Genomic DNA, 22,663 nt, shown 5'->3' on the forward strand with positions numbered 1-22,663 from the left:
CAATTAAGGGCTACGCGACAGCTCCGGATGCTCTCGCCCGCGTGCATCATCTCGAAGCCCTTGTTGATCTCTTCCAGCTTCAGAATATGCGTGATCATCGGGTCGATCTCGATCTTGCCGTCCATGTACCAGTCGACGATCTTGGGCACGTCGGTGCGCCCGCGCGCGCCGCCAAAGGCGGTGCCTTTCCATGTGCGGCCCGTGACCAGTTGGAAGGGGCGCGTGGCGATTTCGGCGCCGGCGGGGGCGACGCCGATGATGACGCTCTCGCCCCATCCCTTGTGCGATGCCTCGAGGGCGGTGCGCATGACGCCGACATTGCCGGTGGCATCGAACGTATAGTCGCCGCCGCCGGTCAGCTCGACCAGGTGGCCGAGCAGATCGCCCTTCACCTCATTCGGGTTGACGAAATCGGTCATGCCGAAGCGCTTGGCCATCTCGACCTTTTGCGGGTCGATATCGACGCCGACGATCTGGCTGGCCCCCGCCATGCGCAGGCCCTGGATGACGTTGAGGCCGATCCCGCCGAGACCGAAAACGATGGCGCGGCTGCCCATCTCGACCTTGGCGGTGTTGATGACCGCGCCGATGCCCGTCGTGACACCGCAGCCGATATAGCAGACCTTGTCGAACGGCGCATCCTTGCGGATCTTGGCCAGCGCGATCTCGGGCAGGACGGTGTGGTTCGAGAAGGTCGAGCAGCCCATGTAATGCAGGATCGGCGTGCCATCGAGCATGGAGAAGCGGCTGGTCCCGTCGGGCATAACGCCCTTACCCTGCGTCGCGCGGATCGACTGGCAAAGGTTCGTCTTGGGGTTCAGGCAATACTCGCACTCGTGGCATTCGGGCGTGTAGAGCGGGATCACGTGATCGCCCACTTCCAGCGAGGTGACACCCTCGCCCACCTCGACGACGACGCCCGCGCCCTCATGGCCGAGGATCGCAGGGAACGCGCCCTCGGGATCGGCGCCCGACAGGGTGAAGTCGTCGGTGTGGCACAGGCCCGTCGCCTTGATCTCGACCAGAACCTCGCCCGCCTTGGGGCCGCCCAGGTTCACTTCCATGATTTCCATGGGTTTTCCGGCCTCAACGGCTACGGCGGCGCATGTTCTCATTGCAGATGTCACTTGAATTTATGTATAGACATATAAGGCGTCACCACGTTGCAGAAAGCGTGACTGGCCCCGTCAAGCATTTGGCGTCATCTGGGATGAAAGGAAGAAATCATGCAGCTGCTGAAGGGCGTCGATCTGGTGGAGGTGCCGTGGAAGAACGGCGGCGGCATCACCCGCAATATCGCAGAAGGCAAGACGGCGCTTGGCCCGACATGGCGACTGAGCCGGGCTGATGTGGCCGGGGATGGGCCTTTCTCGAATTTCGCGGGGCTGCGGCGGGTACTTACCGTTATCTCCGGCGCTGGCATGGACCTTTTGCACACGGATGGCATCTTGCGCGCCGATCCGCTAAAGCCGGTGGCGTTCGATGGGGGCCTGCCCGTCACGGCGCGCCTGCTGGACGGGCCGCTGACCGATCTGAACCTGATGTTCGACCCGGCCCATTGCGACGGCGCCGTGCGCCTGTTGCGCGGCGCGGCCGTGCAGGACGTGGACCCCCCGTCTGGCGGGCTCACGGCAATCCACGTCGTTCAGGGCCGCCCGCGGATCGCGGGCGACGCGCTGGCTGTCGCGGATACCGCGTTCTTGACCGGGCCTGCTGATTTGCAACTGGCCGAGAGCGACGCTCTGCTGGAGATATCCTTGCGGTATCTCGATCAGAGTGCTGCCGTCACACTGTCCATTGCGGCCCGATAGCGCGCGACGATACCCTCGCGCGCGACATGCCTGCCGCCCTGAACCATGTGGCGCCCGGCGGACCAGACATCGGTCACGGCGGCGTCCGTCGCGGCAAAGACCAGACCATCGAGCAACTGGTGGCGCGGCAGCGCCATCAACGCGGTATCATGGCTGTCGATCGCAACCAGATCGGCCAGCTGGCCCACCGCGATCGTGCCCGCCTTGCGGCCCAGGGCCTGCGCCCCGCCGCGCGCCGCGCCGGTATAGAGCATGTGACCGACCGACCCTTCCTCGACGACCATGACATTGCGCGCCATGTCGCGCAGGCGCTGCGAATATTCCAGGGTGCGCAACTCCTCGGTCAGTGAGATCCGCACGTTGGAGTCCGACCCGATGCCGAAGGCCCCGTGCGCCTGCAGATAGGCGGGCCCGTTGAACGGGCCATCGCCCAGATTGGCCTCGGTGATCGGGCAGAGGCCCGCAACCGCGCCTGAATGGGCCATCGCCCGCGTTTCGGCATCGGTCATGTGGGTGGCGTGGATCAGGCACCATTCCGGCGTGACATCGGCATTCGCCAACAGCCAGTCCACAGGGCGCGCGCCCAACCACGCCTCGATATCGGTGACCTCCTTGGGCTGCTCGGCGATGTGGATATGGACGGGGCCGCCCTCATGCGCGGCCAGCGCGGCCGCCAGATCATCCGGCGAGGTGGCGCGCAGAGAATGGGGCGCGATGCCGACGCGGCAATCCTCGGGCAGATCTGCCACCGCTCGGCGCGCATGCGCGACCAGATCGCCGAAACGATCCACCGAATTGCCGAACCGCGCCTGCCCCTTCTGCAAGGGCATCTGCCCGGCGCCGCCATAAGTATAAAGCACCGGCAGATGTGTCAGGCCGATACCCGATACCTGCGCGGCGGCAGCGATACGCGCCGAAAGCTCCGCCAGATCGTCGTAAGGCGCGCCGTCCGGCTGGTGGTGCAGGTAATGAAACTCGCCGACGCTGGCATATCCCGCCTCTTGCATATCGAGGAAAACGAAAGCCGCGATCGCCTCGATGTGCTCGGGCGTCAGATGCGCGGTAAAGCGATACATCAGATCACGCCACGTCCAGAAACTGTCCTTTCCGGCTGCGCGATACTCGGTCATGCCTGCGATCGCTCGCTGGAAGCTGTGGCTGTGAAGGTTGGCGAGCGCGGGCAGAAGCGTGTCGACGCACTGGTCATCCGGCGCCGCGCTGGCACCCACGCTCAGCCCAGTGATCGCCCCCCCATCGACGCTCAGCCGGACATCGCTGGCCCATCCATCCGCCAAAAGCGCCTGTTTTGCGAAAATCATTTGACTGCCTTTCGAAAGCTTATGTATAGACATATACAGCGCCCAAAGCCGTTGGAAAAGCGAAACTTCAGCCATTTCGGACAGTTTATGACAGATAGCAGCACCCTTTACGTTGATTTAACAGCCGCGACCATGATTCCGGGGGACGAGGCTTATGGCCAGATCCAGGATGCGGCGATTGTCGTCGAGGACGCGCGAATCGCCTGGGTCGGGCCGCGCGGCGATCTGCCTTCCCAGTATGATAGCCTACGTGCGCACAGCCTGGGGGGGCGCCTTGTCACGCCGGGACTGATCGACTGCCATACCCATGTGGTGCATGGCGGCGACCGGGCGGGCGAGTTCGAGATGCGCCTCAACGGCGCCAGCTATGAGGAGGTCGCGCGCGCCGGCGGCGGCATCGTCTCGACCGTGACGGCCACCCGCGCGTCGGATGTGGACCGGATGGTGGCCGATGCCCTTCCCCGCGTCGATGCGCTGCTTTCCGAGGGCATCTGCACGCTGGAAATCAAGTCGGGCTACGGCCTCGACACCGAAACCGAGCTGCGGATGCTGCGCGCCGCGCGCCGGATCGGGCACGAGCGCCCGGTACGGGTCTGCACCACGTTCCTCGGCGCGCATGCGGTGCCCGCCGAATATGACGGCCGCCCCGACGCCTATATCGACGAGGTCTGCATCCCCACCCTGCGCAAGGCGCACGGCGAAGGGCTGGTCGACGCGGTCGATGCGTTCTGCGAGGGCATCGCCTTTTCGCCCGAACAGGTCAACCGCGTCTTTGACGCGGCGCGCAAGTTGGGCCTGCCGGTCAAGATCCATGCCGAGCAGCTGTCGAACCTCGGCGGCGCGATCATGGCGGCAGGGCATGGCGCCATCTCTGCCGATCACATCGAATATCTGGACGAGGCGGGCGTCGCCGCGCTGGCCAAGTCCGGCACCGTTGCCGTGATCCTGCCCGGCGCCTTCTACACCATCCGCGAGACCCAGGCCCCGCCCATCGCCGCCCTGCGCAAGGCGGGCGTTCCCATGGCGCTGGCGACCGACAACAACCCCGGATCGTCGCCGCTGACCTCGCTGCTCTTGACCATGAACATGGCCTGCACGCTGTTCCGCATGACCCCCGAAGAGGCGCTGGCCGGCGCGACGCGCAACGCGGCTGCCGCGCTGGGGCTGGATGATTGCGGAACCATCGCCAAGGGCAAGCGTGCCGATCTGGCCGTCTGGGACGTCAAGACACCGGCCGAGCTGAGCTATCGCATCGGGTTCAACCCGCTTCATTCCCGCATTTTCGGAGGCATTTCGTGACCACGCTTACCCTGACGCCCGGCGCCGTGACGCTGGACCATCTGGCGCAGATCTATTGGAGCGAGGCCGCCGTGCGCCTCGATCCCGCGTGCCACCCGGATATCGAGCGCGCCCATGCGCGCATCGCCCGCGCCGTTGCCGGAACCGATGCCGTCTATGGCGTCAATACCGGCTTTGGCAAGCTGGCCTCGGTCAAGATCGCGTCCGAGGATACGGCCACGCTGCAGCGCAACCTGATCCTATCTCATTGCTGCGGCGTCGGCCCGGCAATCCCGCGCCGGATGGCGCGGCTGCTGATGGCGCTCAAGCTGCTCAGCCTCGGGCGCGGCGCGTCGGGTGTGCGGCTCGAGCTGACACATCTCATCGAAGCGATGCTGGACAAGGGCGTGACGCCCGTGATCCCGGCGCAGGGCTCGGTCGGGGCGTCGGGCGATCTGGCGCCGCTTGCGCATATGGCGGCCGTCATGATGGGTCATGGCGAGGCCGAATTCGGCGGCACGGTGATGGCGGGCGACAAGGCGTTGGAGACCGCGGGCCTCAGCCCGATCGAGCTGGGCCCCAAAGAGGGCCTCGCGCTGATCAACGGCACGCAATTCTCGACCGCCTTCGCACTGGCGGGCCTGTTCGGCGCATGGCGCGCGGCGCATTCCGCGCTGGTCACATCCGCGCTCTCGACGGACGCCATCATGGGCTCGACCGCACCCCTGCAGCCCGAGATCCACAGCCTGCGCGGCCATCGCGGCCAGATCGAGGCAGGCGAGGCGATGCGCGCGCTCTTGGACGGCTCCGAGATCCGTGAGAGCCACAGGGACGGCGACGCGCGCGTGCAGGATCCCTATTGCATCCGCTGTCAGCCGCAGGTGACGGGCGCCGCGATGGATGTGCTGCGCCAGGCCGCGCGAACGCTGGAAATCGAGGCAAATGCAGCAACGGACAATCCGCTTGTGCTGACCGATGCGGATCTGATCGTCTCAGGCGGTAACTTTCATGCCGAGCCGGTCGGCTTTGCCGCCGACATGATCGCGCTGGCCGTGGCCGAGATCGGCACCATCGCCCAGCGCCGCGTCGCGCTGATTGTCGATCCGGTGCTCAGCCACGATTTGCCTGCCTTCCTGACGCCGCGTCCGGGGCTGAATTCGGGCTACATGATCGCCGAAGTCACAACCGCCGCATTGATGAGCGAGAACAAGCATCTGGCCAATCCTTGCGTTACCGACAGCACGCCGACATCCGCCAATCAGGAGGATCACGTGAGCATGGCCGCCCATGGCGCGCGGCGCCTGATGCCGATGCTGGACAACCTCACCCGCATCCTCGGGGTCGAACTTCTTTGCGCGGCGCAGGGCGTCGATTTCCGCGCACCATTGACCACCAGCGCCGCGCTGGCCCGCGTTGTCGTGCGTGTGCGGCAAGAGGTCGAGACGCTGGGCGATGACCGCTACATGGCCCCCGATCTGGAGCGCGCGGCGCATATGATCGCCACGGGCGCCATCATCGAGGCGGCAGGCACGCCGATGCCGGAGCTGGGCGCATGATCCCGGTCGAGGTCGCGCGCGGCGACAGCCCCGTGGTGCTGGGCCTTCCGCATACCGGCACCCATGTGCCGGACGCCATCATGGCGGATCTGAACGAGCGGGGCCGCGGCCTCGACGATACCGATTGGCATATCGAGCGGCTCTATGACGAGCTGCTGCCCGGCGCCACGACGGTGCGGGCGATCTTCCACCGCTATGTGATCGACGCCAATCGCGACCCGTCGGGCGCGTCGCTCTATCCCGGTCAGAACACGACCGGCCTCGTGCCGCTGACGGATTTTGACGGGCATGACATCTGGCACTGCGCGCCGGATGACGCCGAGATCGAGGAGCGCCGTAAGACCTTCCACGCCCCCTACCACGCGGCCCTCGCCGCCGAGATGGAACGGGTGAAGGCGATCCACGGCATCGCGATCCTCTATGACTGCCACTCGATCCGCTCGGAAATCCCGTTTCTTTTCGATGGCGTGCTGCCCGATTTCAACATCGGCACCAATATGGGCGCCACTTGCGATCCGGCGATCGAGGCCATTGTCCAGGACGTTTGCAATGCTGCCGAAGGGTATAGCAGCGTTCTCAACGGTCGTTTCAAGGGCGGCTGGACGACGCGTCACTATGGTAAACCCACGCACGGCATGCACGCCATCCAGATGGAACTGTCGCAAGCGACCTATCTGAGCGCCGAAAGTCCGCCCTGGACCTATGACAGCGCGAAGGCCGAGCGTCTGCGCCGCCCCCTAAAGGACATTCTGACCCAACTGGCCGATCCGGCCCTTATCGCAAAACTCACGCCCGGAGGCACCTCATGAGCAATCCCCGCAAGAATACCCGCGACATCTATCCCGCGACCGGCAGCGAGATCACAGCCAAGAGCTGGATGACCGAAGCGCCCATGCGGATGCTGATGAACAACCTGCATCCCGACGTGGCCGAGAACCCGCACGAGCTGGTCGTTTATGGCGGCATCGGGCGCGCCGCGCGCACGTGGGACGATTTCGACACCATCGTGGCCAGCCTCAAGGATCTCGAAGAGGATCAGACGCTGCTGGTGCAATCGGGCAAGCCCGTGGGCGTTTTTCAGACGCACAAGGACGCGCCCCGCGTGTTGATCGCCAACAGCAACCTCGTGCCACATTGGGCGACCTGGGACCATTTCAACGAGCTGGATAAGAAGGGTCTGGCGATGTATGGCCAGATGACCGCCGGATCGTGGATCTATATCGGCAGCCAAGGCATCGTTCAGGGCACTTACGAGACATTCGTCGAGGCGGGCCGCCAGCATTACAATGGCGATCTGACCGGCAAGTGGATCCTGACCGGCGGCCTCGGCGGCATGGGCGGCGCACAGCCATTGGCCGCCGTGATGGCCGGCGCCTGCTGCCTCGCGGTCGAGTGCAATCCCGACAGCATCGATTTCCGTCTGCGCACCCGCTATGTGGATGAGAAGGCCGAGACGCTGGACGAGGCGCTGGAAATGATCGAGCGCTGGACCAAGGCGGGCGAGGCGAAATCGGTTGCGCTGCTGGGCAATGCCGCCGATGTCTTTCCCGAGCTGGTCAAGCGCGGCGTGCATCCCGATATCGTCACCGACCAGACCAGCGCGCATGATCCGGTCAATGGCTACCTGCCGCAGGGCTGGACGATGGCCCAGTGGCGCGACAAGCGCGAGAGCGATCCCAAGGCCGTCGAGAAAGCCGCCCGCGCCAGCATGAAGGTGCATGTCGCCGCGATGGTCGATTTCTGGAACGCAGGTGTGCCGACGCTGGACTATGGCAACAACATCCGGCAGGTCGCGCTGGAGGAAGGTCTGGAGAATGCCTTTGCCTTCCCGGGATTCGTCCCCGCCTATATTCGCCCGCTTTTCTGCCGCGGTATCGGGCCGTTCCGCTGGGCGGCCCTCTCGGGCGATCCCGAGGACATCTACAAGACCGACGCCAAGGTGAAAGAGATCCTGTCCGAGGACACACACCTGCACAACTGGCTCGACATGGCGCGCGAGCGGATCAGCTTCCAAGGCTTGCCCGCACGCATCTGCTGGGTCGGCCTCGGCGTGCGTCACAAGCTGGGCCTCGCCTTCAACGAGATGGTCCGCAATGGCGAGTTGAAAGCGCCCATCGTGATCGGGCGTGACCACCTCGATTCAGGCTCGGTTGCCTCGCCCAACCGCGAGACGGAGGCTATGAAGGACGGCAGTGACGCCGTATCCGACTGGCCACTGCTCAATGCTCTGCTGAACACTGCGTCGGGCGCGACATGGGTGTCGCTGCATCACGGCGGCGGCGTGGGCATGGGCTTCAGCCAGCATTCCGGCATGGTCATCTGCTGTGATGGCTCGGAGGATGCCGACCGCCGCATCGCGCGTGTCCTCTGGAACGATCCGGCGACCGGCGTCATGCGCCATGCCGATGCGGGTTATGAGGAGGCGCTGGACTGCGCCCGCGAGCAGGGGCTGAACCTGCCCGGCATCCTCTGATGCGCTTTCGCCGCCGGTCCATAAAGGCCCGGCGGCGCCCCCACTACCAGCCGCCGAAACGCGGCCATTCCATCAGTGGTCCGCCATCCTTCGGGATGACGTGATACTCGCCATGCTGCGATGCCGTTGCGCAGGCATGGTTCGGCAAGATGCGCAGGCGCGTGCCGATGGGCAGGTCCGGCATGGCCGCGTCCGAGCTGGGGCGCGCGGCAATCGTTCCATGCTCCTGACTGGTCTGGGTGACGATCAGATCGGGGATCGGGCGCCCCGCCTCGTCGCAGACCAGTCCGTAGCCTTGATCCACCTCCTGCGCCGCCGTGCCGCGATCGCGCGACATGGCCATCCATCCCGCATCGACCATGATCGAACCGCGCGCGGGTTGATGGCCGATCACGGTCGTCAACACCGACAGCGCGATATCATCCACCGCGCAGGCACCGATACCCGCCATCACCAGATCGAAAAACACATAGACGCCCGCGCGCAGTTCGGTCACGCCGGTCAGATCCGTCGCGGCATGGGCCGTGGGGGTCGACCCTGCGCTGACCACCGGGCATGGCAGACCTGCGCCGCGCAGCGCCTCTGCCGCAGCCACCAATGCGGTGCGCTCGACCTCGGCGAACTTGGCCTGCGCGGCGCGGCCCACCGCGCCATAGCTCTGGCCCGCGTGACAGAGGACACCCGCCAATTCGGCGCCCCCATCCTGCAGGATGCGCCCGATCTCGATGATTTCCGGATCATCCGGCACCAACCCGCTGCGATGACCGTCGCTGTCGATCTCGATCAGCGCCGGAATGGCAATGCCCGCCCGCGCCGAGGCGTCTGCAACGGCCCGCGCCTGCGGAGCGGAGTCGACGAGGACCGTCAGGCGGCACCCGGCGCGGTGCAGATCCAGAACGCGGTTCAGCTTGTTCAAGGCGATACCGACACCATAGGTGATGTCGCGGATCCCGGCAGCGGCAAAGACCTCGGCCTCGGCCAGGGTCGAGACCATCGCAGGCCCGGTGCCGCCCGGCAGCATCCGGCGGGCCACCTCCACCGATTTGCCCGTCTTGAGGTGCGGGCGCAGCGGCACCCCGAGGCTGGCCGCATGGGCCGCGAGACGCTCGATGTTGCGCATCATCCTCGCCTCGTCGACGATCAGGCAGGGCGTCATCATGGTAGCGAGTGATTGGGGGCTCATAGCGGGTCTTTCGATATCAAGGGGCGCGCTCAGTAACGCGTCGTCATGCGGTGACCGGGGCGATAGGCCAGCTTGACGAAGGTGTTTGCACTGCCTTCGAACCATGTCGCCCGCTCGACCGTGAAGAGCGGATCGCCCGTCTGGCAGCCAAGATGTCCGGCCAGCGCGGCATCGGCCAGTGTCGCGGAGAAGCTGATCTCGGCGGTCGAGAAGGGGATTGTCGAGACCAGCCATTCATTGGGGCCGACCTGCGAGAAGTCGGCATCTCGCGCCTGCGGCAGAACCTCGAGATTGATCCAGCGATCCTCGTGCTGGAACGGATCGCCATCGGCGTAATGCATGCAGACGAGGTGCAGCGCGTCGGTCCCCTGCCCCAGCTGAAGCCGCGTGCGCAGCCAGTCGGGCGCGGTCTCGATGCTGCGCGACGCAAGGCTGTAGCGATATTCGGCGCCCTTGTCCTCGATCTCGCGGCGCACAAGCGGAATGTCGAAACGCGCCTGCCGGATCGGACTTGCGCGGACCCGCGTGCCTGCCTTGCGCCGCCGCTCGATCAGGCCGTCATCCGCCAGCTCGCGCATAGCGCGGTTCACGGTCGCGCGGGCGCAGCCATAGGTTTCCGCCAGCTCAATCTCGTTCGGAATAAGGCTGCCGGGTTGCCAATGACCGCTGGTGATCTTGGACAGGATGTCCGATTTCACATCCTTGTAAGTGGCATTCATCGGGCAAGCCTTCGCATAAGTTCGCGCTATTGCACTTATAGTCTATATCTTATCCCACACCAAGCCTGCGGCGCGACCTTGTAGATATTCTAAACGACGGCGGTGCAAGCCTGCGCTTGCCGGACTAGGCGACCTCTATCACCCTATATATAGTCTAGACATAAACGGAATCCCTTGGACAAGAAGCGGTTTAGATGCGGACTATCCTGTCGATCATTCTGAAAAGACTGCTGGTCGGATGCATGACGCTTTTCGTCGTGACGATCATCATCTTCGGCGCCATCGAAATGCTGCCCGGCGACATCGCGACCGAGGTTCTTGGCCAGGCCGCGACCGAAGAAAGCCTGAACGCCTTTCGCGAGAAATACGATCTGAACCGGTCCTTGCCCGCGCGCTACCTGTCATGGCTTGGCGGCGCCATCACGGGCGATTTCGGCATCAGCCTCGCCAATCAGCGCCCCATCTCCGAACTGATCGGCCAGCGCGCGGCCAACACGTTTTTCCTTGCAGGCTATGCCGCCGCGATCGCGGTTCCGATCGCCGTGGTGTCGGGCATGCTGGCCGCGCTCTATAACGGATCCGTCTTCGACCGGATGCTCAGCAGCTCGACTTTGGCCGCGATCTCGTTCCCCGAATTTTTCATCGCCTATATCCTGATCCTGATCTTTTCGGTCGCACTCGGCTGGTTTCCCAGCCTCGCCAATGTCGATCCCGGCACGGGCCTCGGTGAGCGGCTTTACCTGACGTTTCTGCCCGCGATGACGCTGACGTTGATCGTGCTGGCCTACATGATGCGCATGACACGGGCGGCGATTCTGAACCTTTTGGCGCTGCCTTATATCGAGATGGCGCATCTGAAGGGGATGAAGCGCTGGCGCGTGATCGCGGTTCATGCCCTGCCCAATGCGCTCGCGCCGATCATCAACGTGATCGCGCTGAACCTTGCCTATCTGATCGTCGGGGTGGTGCTGGTCGAGGTGGTCTTCGTCTATCCCGGCCTGGGTCAGATCCTGGTCGATGCGGTGTCGAACCGCGATGTGACCGTGGTGCAGGCCGCCTGCCTGATATTCGCGGCCACCTACATCCTTTTGAACCTCGCGGCGGATATCCTGTCGATCATCGCCAATCCCCGCCTTCTGCACCCGAGGTAGCGCCGTGAACGAAATACTATACACCTTACGCGGCGCGCCGGTTTCGGCCTGGAGCGGCATCGCGATCATCGGTCTCTACGCCATCCTGGCCATTGCCGCGCCGCTGCTGGCCCCCTATCCCGAGGCGGCCTCGGTGGGTGCGCAATATCAGCCCTGGGCCGCGCCACATTACCTTGGCACCGATGCGCTGGGGCGCGACGTGCTCTCGCGTCTGATCTACGGCGCGCGCAATACGGTTGGCATCGCGCTGGCCACGACGGCGCTGGCCTTCCTTCTGGGCGCGACCATGGGCCTTCTGGCCGCTACCCTCGGCGGATGGTTCGACGCGATCAGCGCGCGCGTGGTCGATGTGCTGATGGCGATCCCGGCGCTGATCTTCGCGCTGCTCATCCTGACCATCACCGGTACATCGGTCCTGGCCCTGATCTTCGTCATCGCCATCCTGGACAGCACCCGTGTCTACCGCCTGTCGCGCGCCGTCGCCCAAGGCATCCTGACAATGGATTATATCGAGGTGGCGCGGATGCGCGGCGAGGGCCTGTGGTGGCTGATCCGCAAGGAGGTGCTGCCCAATGCCGCAGCGCCCCTGATCGCGGAATTCGGCCTGCGCTTCTGCTTTGTCTTCCTCTTCATCTCGGCGCTGTCATTCCTCGGCCTCGGCATCCAGCCGCCCACCGCCGACTGGGGCGGCATGGTCCGCGAAAGCGCCAAGCTGATCGGCTTTGCCGATTTCTCGACCTGGCAGACCGCCACCTTCGGCCTTGCGCCGCTGCTGCCCGCCGGGGCCATCGCGCTGCTGACCATCGGCGTCAACCTGATCGTGGACTGGGTGCTGCACATGTCTTCGGGCCTCAAGGAGTAACGCATGAGCGATCTGCTGCTGGAGATGACCGATATCCGCATCGAGGGGCGCTCGGAACGGGCGTGGAAGCCCATCATCAAGGGTGTCGATCTGGCGCTGCGACGGGGCGAGATCCTGGGCATCATCGGCGAGAGCGGCGCGGGCAAATCCACGCTGGGCCTTGCCGCAATGGGCTATACCAAGGGCGGCTGCCGGATCAGCGGCGGCTCGATCACATTTGACGGGCAGGAACTTGTGGGAGCGCCACAAGGCACGCTGCGGAAGCTGCGCGGCAAACGCATCGCCTATGTCGCGCAATCCGCAGCCGCCGCCTTCAACCCGGCCTACAAGCTGATCGACCAGTATTCCGAAGGCCCGGTCAAGCACGGGGTCATGAGCCGCGCCGAGGCAGAGCGCGACGCGAAAGAGCTCTATCGCAAGATCCGTCTGCCGGACCCGGACCAGATCGGCTTTCGTTATCCGCACCAGGTATCGGGCGGGCAGCTGCAACGCGCGATGACGGCGATGGCGATGTCCTGCCGGCCCGATCTGATCGTCTTCGACGAGCCGACGACGGCGCTGGACGTGACCACCCAGATCGAGGTGCTGGCCGCGATCCGCGACATCGTGCGCGAATACAACACCGCCGCGATCTACATCACGCATGACCTGGCGGTCGTCGCGCAGATGGCCGACCGGATCAAGGTGCTCTTGCGGGGCGAGGAGGTCGAGGATGCGCCCGCGCGCGACATGCTGGCCAATCCGCAAGAGGAATACACCAAATCCCTCTGGGCGGTCCGCGATTTCCGCCGCGATCCGATGCCTCCGCAGGAAGCGGGTATCGCGCCGCTGCTGGAGATCGGGCAGGTCACGGCGGGCTATGGCGCCGTCACGGTGCTGAAGGATATCGACCTGACGATCACGCGCGGCTCGACCGTTGCGATCGTCGGCGAAAGCGGATCGGGCAAATCCACCCTCGCGCGGGTCGTCATGGGCCTTTTGCCGCCGTGGCAGGGCGCGATCAAATTCGACGGCACGCCCCTGCCCGCTTCCAGCAAGAACCGCACGCCCGACCTGCAGCGTCATGTGCAGATGATCCACCAGATGGCCGATACCGCGCTGAACCCCAAGCAGCGGATCCGCGAGGTGATCGGCCGACCGCTGGAATTCTTCCTCGGACTCAAGGGCGCCGCCAAAGAGGCGCGCATCCGCGAGCTTCTGACCATGATCGAGCTGGACCCGGACGAATTCATCGACCGCCTTCCATCCGAGTTGTCCGGGGGGCAGAAACAGCGCGTCTGCATCGCCCGCGCTCTGGCGGCCGAGCCGGAATTCATCATCTGCGACGAGGTGACATCGGCCCTTGATCAGCTGGTGGCCGAGGGCATCCTGCGCCTGCTGGACCGGCTGCAGCGCGAGATGAACCTGACCTACATGTTCATCACGCATGATCTGGCGACGGTGCGCTCCATCGCGGATAATGTCGTGGTGATGCAAAACGGCGTCATTGTCGAGCAGGGCACGAAGGACGAGATCTTCACGCCGCCACACGCCGCCTATACCGAGCTGCTTTTGTCATCGGTGCCTGAAATGGATCCCGATTGGCTGACCCAACTGCTGGCCGCGCGCGGCGCAAGCGGGCAAGGGCAGCCATGATGGGCCTTGCATTCGGCACCGTCTCGTCCGCGCTCAATCTTGATGCTCCGGGCAAGCGTGCGGGACAATTCGGCCTGACGCATTCGGGCAACCGACATGCCTTTTCCACCATCCGCGCGCCGCTTGGCGTCATACGTGGTGGGGATGGCCCCACGGCCCTGATCTGCGGCGGCAACCACGGCGACGAATACGAGGGGCAGATCATCGCACGCCGCCTCTACGAGCGGCTCGAGCCGGGTGATCTGGCGGGGCGCCTCATCCTGGCGCCTGCGCTCAACATGCCCGCAATCGAGGCAGTCAGCCGCACCTCGCCGCTGGACGGCGGCAACCTGAACCGCTCCTTTCCCGGCGAGGCGCATGCCGGCCCCACGCGCGAGATTGCCGGGTTTGTCGCGACCCAGCTCATGACTGTGGCCGATCTCGCCATCGACCTGCATTCAGGCGGGACCGGCACCGCCTATCTGGACGCCGCCTATCTTTGCCTTTCGGGCGACGCGGCGCGCGATGCGCAAACCCGCGCCATGGCGACGGCGATGGGTCTGCCCTTCGCGATGGTCGTGCCGCCGGGCGATACGCCCGGAGATTTCGACGGTGCCGCGCATGCGGCGGGCTGCGCCATGCTGTCCTGCGAGCTGGGCGGTGAGGGCAAGGTGTCACGGCGCGCGCTAGAGGCAGGCTGGCAGGGCGTCTTGCGCGTGCTGGTTGACGCGGGCATCCTGCACGAGGCGGCAGCGACGCGTCTGGGGGCGGGACCCGCGCCGCAGACGCGGTTTCTGGATCTCGGCGCCGCTTCGGCGGCTGTTACATCGGATCACCACGCGCTTGCCGAGCCGCTGGTTGCGTTGGGCGAGGCGGTCAGCGCTGGTCAGCCTATCGCCCGCCTACGCGATCTGCATCGTCTGGACGTTTCGGCCATTGACCTGACCGCGCCCGTCGCAGGCATTGTCGCCATTCAGCGTGCGGGCGCGATTGTCGCGCCCGGCGATCATCTTTGCGTTATCTGCCCGGAACTCTCCGGCACGGCACTGGATGCTCTGCTGGCGCAGACCGCGCGCGGCGCGCCCTAGATATCCAGCACTACGGCCCCCTTGGGGCGGGCGCAGCAGATCAGCACCTCGCCCGGCGCGGGCGGGTTCAGCGGATCCTCGAAATATTCGACCTCGCCCGACACAAGCGCGCATTTGCACGAGTTGCAGATCCCGGCGCGACAGCTGAATTCAGGATTGAGGCCGGCATTCTCGGCAAGCTCCAGCAAGGAGGCCGCCCTGCCATCCCATGCCGCTGCCTTGCCGGATTTACGGAACGTCACATCACCCACGGCCGCAACGGGCGCAGCCTTTGGGGCCAGCTCGACCGCGGTTTCGTCGCTGGCCCAGGCATCGGGATTGGTCAGGAAGGTCAGCGACCGGACGGAGGCCGCCGCCTTCGACGCGGCCTGCGACGGCTTATTGGGAGGCGCGGCACTTGTCTGGTCCAGAGACATGGCCTTGCCAAAGAACTCATAGGCAATCCGGTCCTTTGGCAGGCCCAGCTCTTGCAACAGCTGATACATCGCCGCCATGAACGGAGCGGGGCCACACATATAGGCCTCGTAGTCGCCGATGGGGACGTGATCTTGCAGAAACGCCTTGTCGATCATGCCCTCGGCGTGGTTGCGCGCGGCGCTGCGGTCCTCTTCCGTGGGCGTGCGATAAACAAAGAGGGTGCGGATATTGCCACCTGCAAGCGCCTCGACCTCATCGCGCAGCGCGTGGACCGCGCCATTCTCGCAGGCGTGGATGAAATAGACGTCCCGCCCGCTGCCCTTGAGGCTGTGCAGCATCGACACCAAAGGCGTCAGCCCGACACCGCCCGACAGCAGCAGGACGGGGCGGCGGCTGTCCTCGTCCAGAACGAAACTGCCGCGCGGGGCTGCGATCTCGATCTCGTCGGCGATGTCGATCCGGTCATGAAGCCAGCACGATCCGACCCCGTCGGGCGCGCCATTCTGTCCTGCCTCACGCTTGACCGTGATGCGGTGATGACCCGTCTCCGATACGGCATTCGACACTGAATAGGTCTTGAGCACCGGCGCGCCCTCACCCGGCATTTTCAGCGTCAGATACTGTCCCGGTTTGACCGGCCAGAGGGCCTTTCCATCCACCGGCACCAGATGAAAAGACGTGATGATATCGCTCTCGCGCCGCTTGTCCGCGACGCGAAAGGTTCGGAAGCCGCCCGCCATCTTACTGGCTCATCTTGGCGTCGACCATCGCCTCTTCGGCGATCATCGCTTCCAGTTGCCGCCGGAATCGCAGCTGGCCCGCGTCGATATGCAGGTCGATATGCGGTGACGTTTTTTCGGTCATGCCGATCTGCACCTCGTTCAGGACGGCGCGATCCTCTTCGAAGGCACCGCGCACGTCCTCGCTCATCATTTTCGACAGCTCTTCGTCGTCAGGACGGATATTGCGCAGCTGGAACCAGTAATAGCGCGTCTCGGTCTCGGTGGTCGGCGTCATGAAGTTGTAGCTGTCCATGACAAACGTCTTCTCGTGCAGGGTGCCATCGACGCCGCCGGTTCCGGCGGGGGTGAACACGGCGCGGATCAGCGCGTGGCTGGGATAGCGCACTTCGTAATGCTGCAGACGGTCGCAATTGCCCTCGAACTCGACAACCTTCTTGTAGAAGGGCGCGGGCTCGTGATCCATCATCCAGCGGTGGACGATGACGCCCGTGTCGGTCTTGGTCACGCGCAGCGGCGTGTCCTTGGTCGCCGCGGCCGCAAAGGAAGACTCGTGGACCCAGGCCACATGCGTCGGATCGAGCAGGTTGTCGCACATCAGCAGGTAATTGCAATTCAGCTCCATCGCCGCGCCGCGATTGATGCCCCATTCGGGGTTGTCGAAATTCGGGATGTCGATGATGTCCTCGGGGTCCGCGATCGCCGCATTGCCCATCCAGATCCAGACCAGCCCGTATTTCTCATGCACCGGATAGGGCCGCACCTTGGCGGCCGAGGGGATACGCCCGCCGCCCGGCGCCCAGACGCACTGCCCCGCGCAATCGAAGGTCAGGCCGTGGTAGCCGCATTCGACATTGTCGTCCTTGATCCGGCCCTTGCTGAGCGGCAGCTTGCGATGCGGGCAGGCATCCTCCATCGCAATGACTTCGCCCTCGCTGTTGCGGAACATGCAGATCTTCTCGCCGAGCACCTTGACCTGCTGCAACTCGTCCTTGATCTCGTCGCTCCATGCGGCGACATACCATGCGTTCTTCAAAAACATGCCGGGACTCCTGACTGGCTTGAGTGTGGCTGGATCTTTTCGATCTATATTGAAGACACGCCGGAATTAAATGCCGTTCTGCAGGATGATTGTTTAGTTTTCCTGAGACCCAGGAGATCGGGGCATGCTTTGGTCCGAGCGCGCCTCGGACAGTATCCAGTTCAGGAACCTGCGCGAGACATCGTTCTCCAGCAGCATTGGCGACCAGCAGATGTGATAGGGTTCGGGCATGGGAATGGACTGCTCGGACAAGCGCACCAGCCGTCCCAGTTTCAGATCCATCGAGGCGAAGGAATGCTGTGCCAGCGCCACGCCCTGTCCGCTTGCGACCGCCTCCAGCGCCGAGCCGGAAAGCGAATGGATCGAGACGGGTTTCTGTTTGGGGCGCGGCTGATCCTGCGCGGCGAGCCAGTCGCCGAGGCGAGGCACGCTCGCATAGCCTGGCCCCCAGTCGATATCGACCCAAGGCAGCGATGCCAGCGCCCGGGGATCTGATGCCTCGGGGTGGCGTGCCAGAAACTCCGGCGCGCAGACCGGAAAGCAAACGTCATGAAACAATGCGCGCCGGTGCGGATGCACCTCGGACGCTGCACCATAGGTAAGGCGGAACATGTGGTTCAGAAACTGCGGCTCCGGCTCCACATAGGTCGCCTCAAGTCGAAAGGAGGCCGAGCCGTGCGCTGCCTCGAAGCGGTGAAGGCGCGGATTCAGCCATTTCAGCAGCAACGTCGGTAGCCCCGAGATACTCACGTCCCGGTCGGCCATCCGCTCTGCCAACAGCCCCTGCGCCTGCTGGAGCTTGGCGAAACCCGCGGATAGCAAGTCATGATATGATCGCGCCGCAGGCGCCAGCGATGCGCGCCGGCCGTCCTTCATGATCAAAGGGATCTTGAGCTGTGTCTCGAGGATCTTGATCTGCTGGCTGATCGCGCCGGGCGTCACGCCCAGTTCCTTGGCCGCCGCCGTGACAGAACCGAGCCGCCCGAAGCTTTCGAAGGCCTGAAGCGCACGGAGAGGAGGAAGAGTGGATTGCATAGCCTGCCTATAACATGCGGTCGCACCAGATACACTTAGAAAGCCTAAAGAGTGTCTGCGCAATTCTCATTTGTCAGAAGATCAGCGGTAGACCTATTCTAATAACAATAGACATAATAACACGCAAACGGCCGCCCGCTCAACGGGTGTTCAATCATCTGGCGATGATCGGTGTCGGCCCATAACAGGGATATCTTTCAATGACGATTTCAATGAACCGACGCAGTCTCCTGATCGGTGCGGGCGCCATGGGCGGGGCCGCCGTTCTGGGCCTCTCGGGCCAGCCTCTGCGCGCGGCGACGCCGCAGCCGGGCGGAACTCTCCGCCTCGGGATCGGCAGTTTCGACTCGGGCGAGACGCTGGATCCGCAGGTGAACGAGACCAAGTTCATGCAGAACCTGCAATGGCAGATCCGTAACAACCTGATCGAGATCGGGGCGGGCGGCGTTCTGGTGCCCGAGCTTGCCACCAGCTGGGAATCCAATGACGATCTGACCGTCTGGGTGTTCAAGCTTCGCCAGGGGGTCGAATTCCACAACGGCAAGACGATGGATGCCGATGACGTGGTCTTTTCGATCAACCTGCATCGCGGACCGGACACGATCAGCCAGACCAAGAGCCTTGTCGCCGTGATCAAGGACGTTCAGGCCACTGCCCCCGACGAGGTGACGATCACCCTGAACGAGCCGAACGCAGGCTTCCCCCCTGTCATGGCGCTGACCACGATGGTCATCGTGCCCAAGGATGACATGAATTTCGATGCCGGGATCGGCACCGGCGGCTATATCCTCGAAACCTACGAGCCGGGCATCAAATCCATCGTCCGCAAGAATCCCAACTACTGGAAATCCGATCGCGCCCATTTCGACGAAATCGAGATGCTGGCGATCCGAGATGTCAATGCGCGCACCACCGCGCTGCAGACGGGACAAATCGACGTGATGAACTCGGTCGATCCGACAACGGCCAATCTGATGGCCGTCATGCCAGGCGTCGATCTGGTCCAGACGCAGGGCAAGGTGCATTACTGCTTCAGCATGATGACCACCGATCCGCTGTTCCAGGACGTGCGCGTGCGCAAGGCGATGAAACTGGCGATCGACCGTCAGGACATGGTCGACAAGATTCTCAATGGCTATGGCTCGATCGCCAATGACCAGCCGATTTCCAACGCCTATCGCTATCACAACCCCGATCTGCCCCAGCACAGCTACGACCCCGAGCAGGCCAAATCGCTGCTGAAGGAAGCGGGCGCCGAGGGTCTGACGACGACGCTGCACGCCTCGAACACGCCCTTTACCGGCGCTGTGGAAGCCGCGCAGCTCTTTGCAGAGCATGCCGCGCAGGCAGGCGTCACCATCAATGTCGCGCGCGAGCCCGAGGATGGCTACTGGTCGAACATCTGGGGGAAGAAGCCGTTCTTCGCCTCGCGCTGGTCCGGCCGTGCCAACGAGGATCTGATGCTGAGCCTTGCCTACTCCAAGGAGGCGTTGGGCGGCTACAACGCGACCAACTGGGACAACGAGGCATTCAACACCGCACTCATCGCCGCCCGTTCGGAAAAGGACGACGCCAAGCGCCGCGAGCTCTATAACGAATGCCAGCGCATCCTGTCGGATGAGGGCGGGCTGATCGCACCGGTCTGGGCCGACTTCCTCGATGCCAAGGCATCCAAGGTGGGCACGCCCGAAGAGATCTCGGGCGACTGGGACCTTGACGGCAACCGCTGCGGCGAACGCTGGTGGTTCAACGCCTGATCGGGCAGAATTGCAATATGGCGGGCCGCCCGGAACGGCGGCCCGTTGTCACATCCGATCCCGAGGTCGACACATCCCATGGACACCCCCGCCGCAACCGACAGCCTCACCGCCGCCTTGGAAGAATTGCGCCATCGGTTCGGCGAGCGCCTGCTGACCTCGGACGCCGCACGCGAGCACCACGGGAGTGGCGAGTCGCATCTTCCGCCCCAATGGCCTGACGCCGTGATCATGGCGACATCCACCGAAGATATCGCGGACGTCCTGCGCGCCGCTCATACGCACGGCGTGCCGGTCATTCCCTTCGGCGCCGGATCGTCGCTCGAGGGACAGATCCATGCACCGCGCGGCGGCATCAGCATTGACATGTCCGGCATGGACCAAATCATCGCGGTCAATCCCGAGGATATGGATTGCCGCGTCGCCTGCGGCGTCACCCGGCAGGCGCTGAACGAGCATCTGCGCGACACCGGACTCTTCTTTCCCGTCGATCTGGGCGCGCATGCAACCCTTGGCGGCATGGCGGCAACGCGCGCCTCGGGCACGACGACCGTGCGCTACGGCTCGATGCGGGATCTGGTGCTGGGGCTGACCGTGGTCATGCCGGACGGGCAGATCATCAAGACCGGCGGTCGGGCGCGCAAATCCTCGGCCGGTTATGATCTCACGCGGCTTATGGTCGGCTGCGAAGGCACGCTCGGCATCATCACCGAGCTGACCTTGCGGCTTTTCGGCATCCCCGAGGCGGCGCAAAGCGCGATGTGCAGTTTCGCCACCATCGAGGAGGCGACCGAGACGGTGGTCGCGGCCCTGCAATGCGGCCTTTGCCTGAACCGGATCGAGCTGGCCGATGCCGTCCAGATGCGCGCGATAAACGCCTACTCGGGCACCGATCTGCCCGACCATCCGACACTCTGGATCGAGCTGACCGGATCCGAGGCGGCCGTCACGCATGATATGGGCGTCCTGCGCGATCTGGCCGAGGGCGCGCTGCGTTTCGATGGTGCCGATACGGCGGAGGCTGCATCAAAGCTGTGGCGCATCCGGCACGACGCGCTTTATGCCGCGCGCGCGCTGAGGCCCGGCATCAAGGGGATTTCCACCGATGTCTGCGTGCCCGTCTCGCAACTGCCCGCCTGCATCAGCGGCATCATGGATGTGATCGCCACCACCTCCATCATCGCGCCGCTGGTCGGGCATGTCGGGGATGGCAACTTCCATCTGGTGCTGCTCTATGATCCGGCCGATGCGGATGAGGTCCGCGAGGCGCGGCATATCAACAGCAGCCTGATCGAGATGGCCCTCGCCATGGGCGGCACCTGCACGGGCGAGCATGGTGTCGGACTGGGCAAGAAGGATTATCTCGACGCCGAACACGGCCCCGCCCTCGATGTGATGCGCCGGATCAAACGCGCGCTCGATCCGGGCGGCATCATGAACCCCGGCAAGATTTTCGATCTTTGACGCCAAGGACAGCAGCCATGACACACACCCTCCCCGACGATCTGATCCGCAAGGATGTGCGCGATCTGCCCGACTATAACGCTGGTCTCGCGCTGGACCGGTTTCGCGATGCCTATGGCATCGATTGCGTGGCCAAGCTGGACAGCAACGAGAGCCCTCTCGGGCCCTCTCCGCGCGCGATCGAGGTCATGCGGGAGGCGGCCAGGGGCGTGGCCCGCTATCCCGATGCCGCCAATACCGCCCTGCGCGCCGCCATCGCGCGCAGCACGGGGGCCGAGGCCGATCGGATCATCGTCGGCAACGGCTCGGAGGATCTGATCGGTGCGCTGTTCCGCGCCATCATCCGCGCGGGTGATCATGTCGTCACGATCTGCCCCAGTTTCGGCCTGCATGAATTCGGCGCGCTCACCTTCGGCGCGCGGGTGACCAAGCTGCCCTTCGAGCCGGGGTGGTCCTTTCCGGTCGAGGCGATGAAAGCCGAGCTGCGCCGCGCGCCGCGCGTGCTGATCTTCTCGTCGCCCAGCAACCCGGCAGGCCCCGCGATCCGCGAAGAGGAATTCCGCGCCATCGTGGAGGCCGCAGACCCCGCAACGCTGATCTGTTTCGACGAGGCCTATGTCGAATTCATCGACCCGCAGCACCGCTTTGACGCGCTCGGCATTCTGGCCGCATCGGGCAAGCCGCATATCGTGCTGCGCACCTTCTCCAAGGCCTTTGGCCTTGCCGGCGCGCGGGCCGGCTATGGCATCGCCAGCGCGCCCGCGATGATCCGGGCGTTGATGAAGACGCGCAATCCCTTCGGCGTCAACGCGATGGCCGCCGCGGGCGCCATCGAGGCGCTTGCCGATACGGCCCATCTGGACCGCGTAGTAAAGGATGCCGCGACCGAGCGCACACGAGTTGCCGCCGCCCTTGCCGCAAAGGGCTATGCCTGCGCGCCCAGCCAGACGAATTTCGTCTTTTTCGACACGGGCCAGCCCGCGAATGACTTTGCCGAGGGCCTGCGCCGCGCGGGCATCCTGATCAAGGCCTGGCAGGAGGCGCCGTTTCAGACATGGGCGCGCGTCACCATGGGCACGGCGCCCGAGAATGATGCGTTTCTGGCGGCCGTTCCGCAGATCAGCGAGAGGGTGGTGTCGCGTTGCCCTTTAATC

The 22,663-nt window shown here is 64.5% G+C and carries 19 protein-coding genes; 12 read left to right on the top strand and 7 right to left on the bottom strand.

All coding sequences use genetic code 11. The annotated features are described in order from the left end of the window. Positions 1–1,115 (bottom strand): S-(hydroxymethyl)glutathione dehydrogenase/class III alcohol dehydrogenase (locus QMG28_RS20375; protein WP_281844064.1); only part of this gene is annotated, 1,115 nt, incomplete at its 3' end. A 111-nt stretch (positions 1,116–1,226) separates the two neighbouring features. Here QMG28_RS20375 and QMG28_RS20380 point away from each other — a divergent pair. Continuing rightward, the gene (locus QMG28_RS20380; protein WP_281844065.1) at positions 1,227–1,811 is read left to right on the top strand and encodes a HutD/Ves family protein; all 585 of its coding nucleotides are present in this window, start codon (positions 1,227–1,229) and stop codon (positions 1,809–1,811) included. Here QMG28_RS20380 and QMG28_RS20385 read toward each other — a convergent pair. Further along, complete coding sequence (locus tag QMG28_RS20385; protein ID WP_281844066.1) at positions 1,772–3,130, bottom strand: formimidoylglutamate deiminase; 1,359 nt, start codon at positions 3,128–3,130, stop codon at positions 1,772–1,774. The genes QMG28_RS20380 and QMG28_RS20385 overlap by 40 nt on opposite strands. Positions 3,131–3,262: 132 nt before the next feature. On the opposite strand from QMG28_RS20385, the gene hutI reads away from it, so the two are divergent. From hutI to hutU, 4 genes are read left to right on the top strand one after another with little or no spacing between them, the layout of a single operon-like run. After that, positions 3,263–4,429 (top strand): imidazolonepropionase, encoded by a 1,167-nt coding sequence (gene hutI, locus QMG28_RS20390; protein WP_281844067.1) that lies wholly within the window; start codon positions 3,263–3,265, stop codon positions 4,427–4,429. Then, positions 4,426–5,964 (top strand): histidine ammonia-lyase, encoded by a 1,539-nt coding sequence (gene hutH, locus QMG28_RS20395; RefSeq protein WP_281844068.1) that lies wholly within the window; start codon positions 4,426–4,428, stop codon positions 5,962–5,964. The genes hutI and hutH overlap by 4 nt, the downstream gene beginning before the upstream one ends. After that, the gene (hutG, locus tag QMG28_RS20400) at positions 5,961–6,773 is read left to right on the top strand and encodes an N-formylglutamate deformylase (RefSeq protein WP_281844069.1); all 813 of its coding nucleotides are present in this window, start codon (positions 5,961–5,963) and stop codon (positions 6,771–6,773) included. Before hutH ends, hutG begins: the two co-directional genes overlap by 4 nt. Then, positions 6,770–8,437 (top strand): urocanate hydratase, encoded by a 1,668-nt coding sequence (gene hutU, locus QMG28_RS20405; protein ID WP_067548322.1) that lies wholly within the window; start codon positions 6,770–6,772, stop codon positions 8,435–8,437. The genes hutG and hutU overlap by 4 nt, the downstream gene beginning before the upstream one ends. 43 nt (positions 8,438–8,480) lie before the next feature. On the opposite strand, the gene QMG28_RS20410 is transcribed toward hutU, so the two are convergent. Both QMG28_RS20410 and hutC read right to left on the bottom strand, forming a co-directional pair. Beyond that, the gene (locus QMG28_RS20410) at positions 8,481–9,596 is read right to left on the bottom strand and encodes a DSD1 family PLP-dependent enzyme (protein WP_281844070.1); all 1,116 of its coding nucleotides are present in this window, start codon (positions 9,594–9,596) and stop codon (positions 8,481–8,483) included. 53 nt (positions 9,597–9,649) lie between these two features. Then, on the bottom strand, positions 9,650–10,339 hold the full coding sequence (hutC, locus tag QMG28_RS20415) for a histidine utilization transcriptional repressor HutC (protein WP_194098478.1): 690 nt from the start codon (positions 10,337–10,339) through the stop codon (positions 9,650–9,652). A 194-nt stretch (positions 10,340–10,533) separates the two neighbouring features. Between hutC and QMG28_RS20420 the strand changes: the two genes are divergently transcribed. The 4 genes from QMG28_RS20420 to QMG28_RS20435 are packed head-to-tail and all read left to right on the top strand — an operon-like array spanning position 10,534 to position 15,054. After that, positions 10,534–11,490: an ABC transporter permease gene (locus QMG28_RS20420; RefSeq protein WP_067548331.1), complete on the top strand. Its 957-nt coding sequence runs from the start codon at positions 10,534–10,536 to the stop codon at positions 11,488–11,490. Between the two features lie 13 nt (positions 11,491–11,503). After that, on the top strand, positions 11,504–12,352 hold the full coding sequence (locus tag QMG28_RS20425) for an ABC transporter permease (RefSeq protein WP_067548354.1): 849 nt from the start codon (positions 11,504–11,506) through the stop codon (positions 12,350–12,352). A gap of 3 nt (positions 12,353–12,355) precedes the next feature. Then, complete coding sequence (locus QMG28_RS20430; protein WP_067548334.1) at positions 12,356–13,987, top strand: ABC transporter ATP-binding protein; 1,632 nt, start codon at positions 12,356–12,358, stop codon at positions 13,985–13,987. Beyond that, positions 13,984–15,054, top strand: coding sequence for a succinylglutamate desuccinylase/aspartoacylase domain-containing protein (locus tag QMG28_RS20435; RefSeq protein ID WP_281844071.1), 1,071 nt, complete (start codon positions 13,984–13,986; stop codon positions 15,052–15,054). The genes QMG28_RS20430 and QMG28_RS20435 overlap by 4 nt, the downstream gene beginning before the upstream one ends. On the opposite strand, the gene QMG28_RS20440 is transcribed toward QMG28_RS20435, so the two are convergent. The 3 genes from QMG28_RS20440 to QMG28_RS20450 all read right to left on the bottom strand — a co-directional run bounded on the left by QMG28_RS20440 (position 15,051) and on the right by QMG28_RS20450 (position 18,288). Next, positions 15,051–16,211 carry a 2Fe-2S iron-sulfur cluster-binding protein gene (locus QMG28_RS20440; protein ID WP_067548339.1) on the bottom strand — a complete coding sequence of 387 codons (1,161 nt, stop codon included), beginning with the start codon at positions 16,209–16,211 and terminating at the stop codon, positions 15,051–15,053. The two genes, QMG28_RS20435 and QMG28_RS20440, sit on opposite strands and share 4 nt — an antisense overlap. 1 nt (position 16,212) lies before the next feature. Then, the gene (locus QMG28_RS20445) at positions 16,213–17,253 is read right to left on the bottom strand and encodes an aromatic ring-hydroxylating dioxygenase subunit alpha (protein ID WP_067548342.1); all 1,041 of its coding nucleotides are present in this window, start codon (positions 17,251–17,253) and stop codon (positions 16,213–16,215) included. A 93-nt stretch (positions 17,254–17,346) separates the two neighbouring features. Beyond that, the gene (locus tag QMG28_RS20450; protein ID WP_067548345.1) at positions 17,347–18,288 is read right to left on the bottom strand and encodes a LysR substrate-binding domain-containing protein; all 942 of its coding nucleotides are present in this window, start codon (positions 18,286–18,288) and stop codon (positions 17,347–17,349) included. A 212-nt stretch (positions 18,289–18,500) separates the two neighbouring features. Between QMG28_RS20450 and QMG28_RS20455 the strand changes: the two genes are divergently transcribed. The 3 genes from QMG28_RS20455 to QMG28_RS20465 form a co-directional block, all read left to right on the top strand. Next, positions 18,501–20,045, top strand: a complete 1,545-nt coding sequence (locus QMG28_RS20455; RefSeq protein WP_281844072.1) for an ABC transporter substrate-binding protein — start codon at positions 18,501–18,503, stop codon at positions 20,043–20,045. Positions 20,046–20,123: 78 nt separating this feature from the next. Continuing rightward, positions 20,124–21,509 carry an FAD-binding oxidoreductase gene (locus tag QMG28_RS20460; protein ID WP_281844073.1) on the top strand — a complete coding sequence of 462 codons (1,386 nt, stop codon included), beginning with the start codon at positions 20,124–20,126 and terminating at the stop codon, positions 21,507–21,509. Positions 21,510–21,526: 17 nt separating this feature from the next. Further along, on the top strand, positions 21,527–22,663 hold a 1,137-nt coding region (locus tag QMG28_RS20465; protein WP_281844074.1), incomplete at its 3' end, for an aminotransferase class I/II-fold pyridoxal phosphate-dependent enzyme.

Source organism: Sinisalibacter aestuarii, assembly GCF_027923545.1.
GTDB lineage: Bacteria > Pseudomonadota > Alphaproteobacteria > Rhodobacterales > Rhodobacteraceae > Sinisalibacter > Sinisalibacter aestuarii.